The 8,051-nt window shown below is 38.2% G+C and carries 8 protein-coding genes and 1 pseudogene; 4 read left to right on the forward strand and 5 right to left on the reverse strand.

Translation table 11 applies throughout. The features are described from left to right. Positions 1–31: 31 nt before the first annotated feature. A pseudogene (locus tag JCM1039_RS11485) lies at positions 32–603 on the reverse strand (SGNH/GDSL hydrolase family protein). Next, positions 600–1,637, reverse strand: coding sequence for an AI-2E family transporter (locus JCM1039_RS09240; protein WP_025015538.1), 1,038 nt, complete (start codon positions 1,635–1,637; stop codon positions 600–602). The pseudogene JCM1039_RS11485 and the gene JCM1039_RS09240 overlap by 4 nt, the downstream one beginning before the upstream one ends. Before the next feature lie 259 nt (positions 1,638–1,896). Here JCM1039_RS09240 and nrdJ point away from each other — a divergent pair, with 259 nt between their 5' ends. The 4 genes from nrdJ to JCM1039_RS09260 are packed head-to-tail and all read left to right on the forward strand — an operon-like array spanning position 1,897 to position 5,638. Further along, on the forward strand, positions 1,897–4,131 hold the full coding sequence (gene nrdJ, locus JCM1039_RS09245; RefSeq protein WP_025015539.1) for a ribonucleoside-triphosphate reductase, adenosylcobalamin-dependent: 2,235 nt from the start codon (positions 1,897–1,899) through the stop codon (positions 4,129–4,131). Between the two features lie 17 nt (positions 4,132–4,148). Further along, positions 4,149–4,547 carry a DUF4430 domain-containing protein gene (locus JCM1039_RS09250; protein ID WP_013436882.1) on the forward strand — a complete coding sequence of 133 codons (399 nt, stop codon included), beginning with the start codon at positions 4,149–4,151 and terminating at the stop codon, positions 4,545–4,547. 3 nt (positions 4,548–4,550) lie between these two features. Beyond that, positions 4,551–5,075, forward strand: a complete 525-nt coding sequence (locus JCM1039_RS09255) for an ECF transporter S component (RefSeq protein ID WP_025015540.1) — start codon at positions 4,551–4,553, stop codon at positions 5,073–5,075. Continuing rightward, positions 5,075–5,638 (forward strand): cob(I)yrinic acid a,c-diamide adenosyltransferase, encoded by a 564-nt coding sequence (locus JCM1039_RS09260; protein ID WP_025015541.1) that lies wholly within the window; start codon positions 5,075–5,077, stop codon positions 5,636–5,638. The genes JCM1039_RS09255 and JCM1039_RS09260 overlap by 1 nt, the downstream gene beginning before the upstream one ends. An 18-nt stretch (positions 5,639–5,656) precedes the next feature. Here the strand turns inward: JCM1039_RS09260 and JCM1039_RS09265 are convergent, their stop codons facing one another. The 3 genes from JCM1039_RS09265 to JCM1039_RS12785 form a co-directional block, all read right to left on the reverse strand. Continuing rightward, positions 5,657–6,454 carry a putative ABC transporter permease gene (locus tag JCM1039_RS09265; protein WP_025015542.1) on the reverse strand — a complete coding sequence of 266 codons (798 nt, stop codon included), beginning with the start codon at positions 6,452–6,454 and terminating at the stop codon, positions 5,657–5,659. Positions 6,455–6,547: 93 nt separating this feature from the next. Next, positions 6,548–7,282, reverse strand: coding sequence for an LPXTG cell wall anchor domain-containing protein (locus JCM1039_RS12780; protein ID WP_244438052.1), 735 nt, complete (start codon positions 7,280–7,282; stop codon positions 6,548–6,550). Continuing rightward, positions 7,272–7,928: a hypothetical protein gene (locus JCM1039_RS12785; protein ID WP_244438053.1), complete on the reverse strand. Its 657-nt coding sequence runs from the start codon at positions 7,926–7,928 to the stop codon at positions 7,272–7,274. The genes JCM1039_RS12780 and JCM1039_RS12785 overlap by 11 nt, the downstream gene beginning before the upstream one ends. Positions 7,929–8,051: the final 123 nt, after the last annotated feature.

Here is an 8,051-nt window from a genome sequence, read left to right on the forward strand (position 1 = left end):
TAAAAAATAAAGAGGCCAGAAGGCCTCTTTTTTACATACTCTTTAAATTTTCAACAATCAATTTAGCTAGTATTTCATAGCCTGCATCCCCAAAGTGCAGGCCATCATTTTTCATCCCTTGAGCTATCTTCTTGATATCTCCTGCATCCAACATCGCTTGGCACAAATCAGCATATCTAAAATGATATTCTTTTGCGACTTTCTCTACCGCCTCAGCATATTTTCCCACCAAAGCATTATCGCGCACAAGCTGCTTTTCCTCATCAACGGCGGGTGGCGAAACAAGCAAAACATGTGGCGGATAATATGCACAAATTATCGCTGAACAAATCAATTCCATATTTTGCTTAAATTGTGTTAACGGTACCTGCTTATGCGTTGCCAGATCATTAGTCCCAAGTAAAATTACCAAGTTATCGCACTTTTTCACGCTCAAAACTAATTCATTAAGTCTTGCAAAAAACGCACCTGAATTACTCCCCGACACTGCAGTATTTTCAATTTCTACGTCAGGCAACATCTTTTTTAAATTCCAGTTAATATGCGGCTCTTCTTTGCTTCATTGCGTGCGATGATGCTATCGCCTGTCAGTAATAATCTCATTTTAGAACTGCCTTCTTCTTACTCTTTTTAGTTGGCTTAATGCCTAAAACATCCAAGAAGAAAGTAAAGATTGGCACACCTACGATCAAGCCCCAGGTGCCCCAGAAATGTTCTGCCACAAGCAAAACCAAGAATGTGTAGAAAATTGGTAATTCAGTCTTGCTGGCCATGAACTTAGGATTTAAGACATAGGCTTCAACGGCGTGAATAATCATGATCATGATGAAAATATAAATCACGTAGCGAATGCCGCCTACTGAGTAGCCCACAATACTTAGCGGAATCAGTGAAATGATTACACCAGCAACTGGAACCAAACTCAAAATGAAGACCATCAAACCTAAGGCGACAATCTGTGGCATTTTCATTATAGCCAAACCGATCATTGTCAAAGCTGTGTTACAAATCGCAATAAAGAATTGGGCCTCGAGCACTACACCAAAGGTATTGGTAAACTTCTTACCGAAATAGCGAATATCTTCAAAAAGCCACTTCAAATAACCGCTTTTAACGAATAGACTAGAAAATTCCTTCATCTTCTTTAATTCAATCGTGTAAAAGAAACTCAAGATTAGCGACATAAATGTAGCAACCGTCAGCGTGCCGATATTAGTAGCAGTGTGAAAGGCAAAAGTCATAGCGTGCTTTGCCTGTTCAATCAACTCACCTTTACTAATGTAACGCGTTACGTACGACATCAAACGCAACGATTCATCGCTTTCATAAAATGCCATAACGGACTTCACCATCTTACTGATTTGCACCACCAGCATGGGTAAGTAAACCGTTATAACGAAATACAATAGCGCCAGAATTATCAGATACATGACGACAACTATTATCCCTGTCGGCATCTTAGGAATGTAACGCTGTACTAAACGAATCAGGTGCACGATTACGTAAGTAAAAATAAATGTTAACAGAATCGTATTCATCATTGCCCGCATCTCGTACAAACAAGCTACGATTAACAAAAATACGACAACTCTACGCAATGGCACATTGTCTTTAAATTTTTGCCAAGTTGTATTCATGAATCAAACCTCGCTTTTTCCATTATTTTTGATTGTAACATGATAATTTTCTATATTTTTTGCTTTCTAAAGCTATACCACATTTTATCTAAAATTTTTTCTAATTTATTAGCCCTATTCTGATGGGATTTGCAGTTTACAAATCAATGCTATCCGCGATTATTTTCTACAAGCCACAAGATATTGTGGTACATTTAGATATGTACTCATACATAATGTGTTTTTGTGAAACAATAATAATCTTTTAGGAGTGAAAAACATGCCATCTACTAGAATTGAACTAGATCAAAACTTTATTGATCAAGTGAAACATGAAATCAAACCTCACTGGGGTGAACTTGGCTGGGTAACCTATAAGAGAACTTATGCCCGTTGGCTTCCTGATCAAGATCGTTCAGAAAACTGGGATGAGACAGTTAAGCGTGTGATCGAAGGTAACATCAACCTTGATCCACGTCTAAAAGACTCTCCCTCTAAAAAAGTTATCAGCGAATTGACCAATGAAGCTAAACGATTATTCCGTTTAGTTTATGGCTTATCAGCTACCCCTTCAGGTCGTAACCTTTGGATTTCAGGAACCGATTATCAAAAACGGACTGGCGATTCATTAAACAACTGCTGGTTCATCGCTATTCGTCCTCAAGAATATGGCGACAGTCACATCGTGCCTTCTTACGTTGATAAGAGAGAAAAAGCTGTCTCCATGCCTTTCTCCTTCCTATTCGATCAATTGATGAAAGGCGGCGGCGTTGGTTTTTCAGTTGTTAACGACAACATTAAGCAAATTCCTAAGGTTGATAACAAAATCGATTTAACTGTTGTAATCGATAAAGGCAGTAAGTCACACAATGCCTCAATCAAGGTTGGCGCCGTTGATAAAGACGAATGGAAAAAGCAAAATCCAGATCAAGACGACGTGATTTACTACAGATTGCCTGATACTCGTGAAGGCTGGGTTCTTGCCAATGCCCGTTTAATTGATATGCACTTTAACCAAACCAATCCTGATCGAAAGACCAAATTAGTTTTGGACATTACTGACATTCGTCCATACGGTGCCAAGATCCATGGCTTCGGCGGTACTGCTTCAGGTCCAATGCCTTTAGTTGAAATGTTTATCGATATCAACAACGTCATTAATGCCCGCGCAGGTAAAAACTTGACTGCTGTTGATGCGACTGACATTTGTAACTTGATTGGTAAAACAGTTGTTGCCGGCAACGTTCGTCGTTCAGCTGAGCTTGCACTTGGCTCTAGCGACGACCAAGACTTTATCAAGATGAAGCAGGATAAGAAAAAGCTTTATCACCACCGTTGGGCTTCTAACAACAGTGTGGCCATTAATTCTAAGTTTAATAATTATGGTCCAATTGCTGACGGCATTTTGCATAATGGCGAGCCTGGTATCGTTAACTTAGATTTGTCACGCAACTATGGTCGTATTGTTGATGGCTATCAACCAGGAATTGACGATGACGTTGAAGGTACTAATCCTTGTGGTGAAATTTCTTTGGCAAATGGTGAGCCATGCAACTTGTTTGAGGTCTTCCCATACATCGCTGAAATGCAAGGCTGGGACTTAAAGGAGGCCTTCGCCTTAGCTACTCGTTTTGCTAAGAGAGTTACCTTTAGTCACTATGACTGGGAAGTTTCACGTAAGATTATTCAAAAGAACCGCAGAATCGGTATTTCAATGTCTGGTATTCAAGACTGGCTGCTTAATGACTTGGGCCACAGAGTAGTCACTGGCTTTGAAGATGCCGTTGATGCAGAAACTGGTGAAAAGATTAAGAAACCGATCTATGATTCACAGGCAGTTGAAAGAGTGGATGGCTTATACAAGGCTGTAGTCAACGCAGATAAGGCCTACAGCAAGGAATTAGGCACCCACCCATCAATTAAGCACACCACAGTTAAACCATCTGGTACGGTGGCTAAATTGGCTGGTGTGTCAGAAGGGATGCACTTCCACTATGCTGGTTATTTGATTCAGAGAATTCGTTTCCAGGCTAGTGATCCATTGCTTCCAGCATTAAGAGAATGCGGCTATCATACTGAACCAGATATTTACACTAAGAACACTATTTGCGTTGAATTTCCATTACGGGCTGCTCACGCCGATAGTAAAAACTTTGCTTCTGCCGGAACGGTTTCAATCGCGGAACAATTCGCGACCCAAGCATTCTTGCAAACATACTGGTCTGACAATGCCGTCAGCTGCACCATCACCTTCCAATCAGATGAAAGTGACGAAATTGCTCCACTTCTTCACCAATACAGACACACTATCAAATCAACTTCACTTCTTCCTTACTACGGTGGTTCACTCAAGCAAGCTCCAAAAGAACCAATTGACAAGAAGACCTATAAAGAAAGAGCTGCTTTGATTACTGATGATGTTGAAGAAGTATTTGCAAAGCAAAATGATGATCAAAAGGGATTAGAAATTGTAGGACAAACCGACTGTGAAGGCGGAGCTTGCCCAATCAAGTAATTTATTAAGAGATAAAAATGAAGAACAAACACAAATTTAGTTTATTATTTACAATCGTTGCATTTTTAACTTTATTTTTGACGGGATGCTCAAATAATAGTTCATCCACTGCCAAAAAGAGCTCTAACAATCAAATTACGGTTAACTACACCTTGAAACAAGGCAAGAAAACCGTAAGTGATAAATCCGTTAAGATTCCTAAGAAAAAGGCCAAGGTAATTACCGGTCTTAAGAAAGCATGGAAAGTGCAAGAAACTAAGGGCTTTATTACTTCAATCGATGGTAAAAAGCAAAACCCTAAGAAAAAGATTTATTGGACTTACACAATTAACGGCAAATGGGCAACCAAAGGTGCCGACAAACAAGCAGTTGCTAACAAAGATAAAGTTAAATTTACTCTAGACAAGGTGAAGTAATTTATGGTTACTGAGCGGCTGCAAATCAGACAAATCGCATTACTGGCCATGCTTACAGCAATGTGCGTGGTCTTGCGTATCTTCAAAATTATTCCTATTCCCAACGTACAACCAGTAACTGATATCTTGATGATTGTTACTCTTTATTTGGGTATCGGCTCAGGTATCACTTTAGCTGCTTTGACAATGTTGATTTCTAATATTTATTTGGGATTCGGCATTTGGACTATTCCCCAAATCTTAGCTTATGCTGGTTGTGTATTAACTGTGGCCTTTTTAAACAAAGTTACGCCACTGCAAAATCACTTTTGGTTACAGGTAGCTTTGGCCACCTTTTTAGGTTGGGAATACGGCTTTTTAGTCGACCTGGGGATGACTATTTTCGGTGGTTTGCCTGCTTTCATCGCTTACCTTGTTTCTAGCTTCGCCTTTGATACCTACCATGCAATTGGCAACTTTGCCTTCTACTTTGTTTTATATAAACCAATCACCCAAGCACTTAAAGCCTATCAACGGAGGATAATCTAATGACAATCAAAATCTACACTAAAGTTGGTGACAAAGGGTTAACCAAGCAGGTTACTGGTAAAATGGTGCCCAAATATGATCTGCAAATTGAAGCATTGGGCAATGTGGATGAGCTTCAATCATACCTTGGTGTAGTGATCGCCAACTTATCAAAGAATTGCCGGGAATTACGTGAAGAACTGGAAAACGTTCAGCGTAATTTATACCAACTGCAAGCCGATATTGTCGTTAAGCATCATCATGAAATTAGTGAGAAAAATGTCACACAGTTAGAAGACCGCATTAATGAATTAACTCCTAAAATACCCACTATTCCTGAATTTATCTTGCCTGGTGGCAAGGTTACGGGTGCTAACTTACAATATGCTAGAACCGTTGCTAGACGTGCCGAAAGGTCTTTAGTCAAGTTGAGTTTAAATGAACAAAAATTAGACGATTGCGATTTGGAGTACATGAATCGCCTTTCCGATTACCTTTTCATCTTAGGACGCTACGCAAATGTACTTGATGGTTACACCGAAATAAAAAGCAAAGTGCGAGAAAAGAACCGTATTAATGGCTAAAAAAACACCGTTGCCGGATTAGGCAGCGGTGTTTTTGTTTGAGCGATTTTCTTTTTCAAGAATTGCTTTCTTTATTTTCATAAACTTAGGTGCATCCAAAACTCTTAATTTAGGGAAGCTCTTAAGCATACGTTTTTGATTCCAACTTAAACGATTTGGTTTTAATTCGTCGTAGTGCTGAATAACTGAGTGATGCCAATCACCAACCTTAAGCTTACCTTTCTCAGCCATTCTGCTTTCTACTCTAGATCTAACACGTTCAATAAATTGATTGATGTGATTGTCCCACATCTTGGTTGTCATGTGGAATCTTTCTACACTGATTACAGTTAAGATAGTATCAATTCCCATGACTATTGTGATTCCGACGGCCAGCCAACCATGCGTCTCTCTTTCTTCAAGATTGATAATCTTTTGAATAAACGGTTGGATAAATTTAACTAATATAATTACTCCAAAGCCCCAGAATAAGGAGATAGCTGGAGCTACACGTCCTTGGAGATTACCCCAAAGTTTTGAATAATCCCACAATTTAAGATGAAAGGCTTTTTCAAGGAATAAACTAGCAACATATTCAAGCGCTGTCGCGACGATTATTCCGACAATAAACAGCAAGAAGATATTATATTGAACATCTTTGGTACAGATTAAAACTGTAGTGACCGCGAATCCATAAACTGGACAATATGGGCCAAACAGGAATCCACGATAATCAAAATGATGATCCTTAATTGAACAATATATTGTTTCCCATAGCCAGCCAATAAAAGAATATGTAAAAAATAAAACAATAATTTCAGAAATAGTGTATGGCATCTTTATATTTCTCTTTCAATATACAAAGTTATATATCCATAATAAGTGAAAGAGAGTAATTTGGCTATCGAAAATATAGATTTTATTGATTATCTACTTTTCCTTTTTTAAACCCAATGTAAGGGCACCCATAATTAGCATAAATAAACCTGTAATTGACAAAACAATTGTGGCAGATTCACCAGATTTAGGTAAGCTAGCTGAAGATGTTCGTGATCTGTGTCTATTTCTCTTTTTGAGACTAGTTTCTTTTAAGTCATCATCATCTAAAATTTTGTCTGCAACAGTTTTAGAATCATTATTACTACGTTTAACTGTAGTTGCTTTAGGTGTACTAATTGTAGTTGGCTTATTATCAAAGCCTGTTAAGCCTGCTACTGGAAGCTTTAATTTTTTATATCTTGATTCAGGGTCTGATTTTTCTTCTCTGCTTCCATCAGCTCTTCGAGCCATCAACATCTCATTTCTGTTTGTCCTGCTAATTCGCGTAACTTTTTCCCCATATCTATCCCCCTCTGTATTCTTCTTTCCAGTCTCTTGCATCTTGAGAAGTTTGCCAAAAATGCTTGTAATTTCTTCATCTTGAATTTTTCCTCCATAAATATTTTTACTAATTGTTTTAATCGTTTTGTTGTCATTTGATTGATAACGTACAGCTACCTGATTTATAGCACCGAGTGCAGCAAAATCTTTAACTTGAGTGTTATAGCTGATGCTAACGGGGCCGTGATATTTTTCACCATCCAAAGTCAGCTTTAGATTGTTGCTATCAGCTTGCAAACTATTTTTGTCTAATTTAATCTCATGATTTGCAACTTTAATCTTCAAAGATTTTCCATCTAAAACTAAGCTCGGGAATAGTATTTTCTACTTCAATTTGATCATATTCTGCCTTGTCTGGATCGATATTGATTTCCCAGGAAATGTTGTCTTGATCGTAAATTCCATTAATATTAACTGAGCCAATCTCTTCTACAGGCTCGTTTTGTCCTCCTACGTGCAAATTTTTAGTTAAATCGCCTGCATATACAATTGGGTATTCTCTTTTTTCGGATTTATTTTTAACTTGCAGATCAAAATCAACTTGACCAGTTACATTTTCAAAATCCTCTATTTCATTATTGAAAGAAATGATTACCCCATCTTTATTAACAACATATTGACCGACCTCATGGTCTTCACCTGCTTCGTCCTGAATTACCAGTCTATTCTTTTCCTTAATTCCTTGAAGCGATGCACTACCTGCTTTTTCCCACGTAATCTCCATTATGCTGTTAGCAGTAAAAGCTAGCCTTCTATCACTAAATTTGGCTCGCACATGAACAAATTCATCGTTGTACCAGGCCGCTTTTTTATCAACATTAAGCGAAACAAAATTATCGCTAACGTCCATAATGGCGGCTTGCACGTTTCTTGCCCCTTGGGCAAAGAATAAAAAACAAAAGAAAGCAAAGCCTACAAGAATTTTTCCCATATTTTCCTCCATACAACTTTTGATATTTGAAATTATACGGAGATAAACTTGTAGAGCAATGCTTTCTTCAATAAAAAAATACACTTTTGCAGTTTTGTCTCAAATTAGCGGACAAAACTGCGT

Origin of the sequence: Lactobacillus kitasatonis DSM 16761 = JCM 1039 (assembly GCF_000615285.1) — a bacterium.
GTDB classification, from domain to species: Bacteria; Bacillota; Bacilli; order Lactobacillales; family Lactobacillaceae; genus Lactobacillus; species Lactobacillus kitasatonis.

Bases quoted from the DNA above. Each gene is read 5' to 3' on its own strand.
- nrdJ (WP_025015539.1), top strand. From the start codon at position 1,897: ATGCCATCTACTAGAATTGAACTAGATCAAAACTTTATTGATCAAGTG.
- JCM1039_RS12785 (WP_244438053.1), bottom strand. From the start codon at position 7,928: ATGGGAAAAATTCTTGTAGGCTTTGCTTTCTTTTGTTTTTTATTCTTT.
- JCM1039_RS09250 (WP_013436882.1), top strand. From the start codon at position 4,149: ATGAAGAACAAACACAAATTTAGTTTATTATTTACAATCGTTGCATTT.
- JCM1039_RS09265 (WP_025015542.1), bottom strand. From the start codon at position 6,454: ATGCCATACACTATTTCTGAAATTATTGTTTTATTTTTTACATATTCT.
- JCM1039_RS09255 (WP_025015540.1), top strand. From the start codon at position 4,551: ATGGTTACTGAGCGGCTGCAAATCAGACAAATCGCATTACTGGCCATG.
- JCM1039_RS09260 (WP_025015541.1), top strand. From the start codon at position 5,075: ATGACAATCAAAATCTACACTAAAGTTGGTGACAAAGGGTTAACCAAG.
- JCM1039_RS09240 (WP_025015538.1), bottom strand. From the start codon at position 1,637: ATGAATACAACTTGGCAAAAATTTAAAGACAATGTGCCATTGCGTAGA.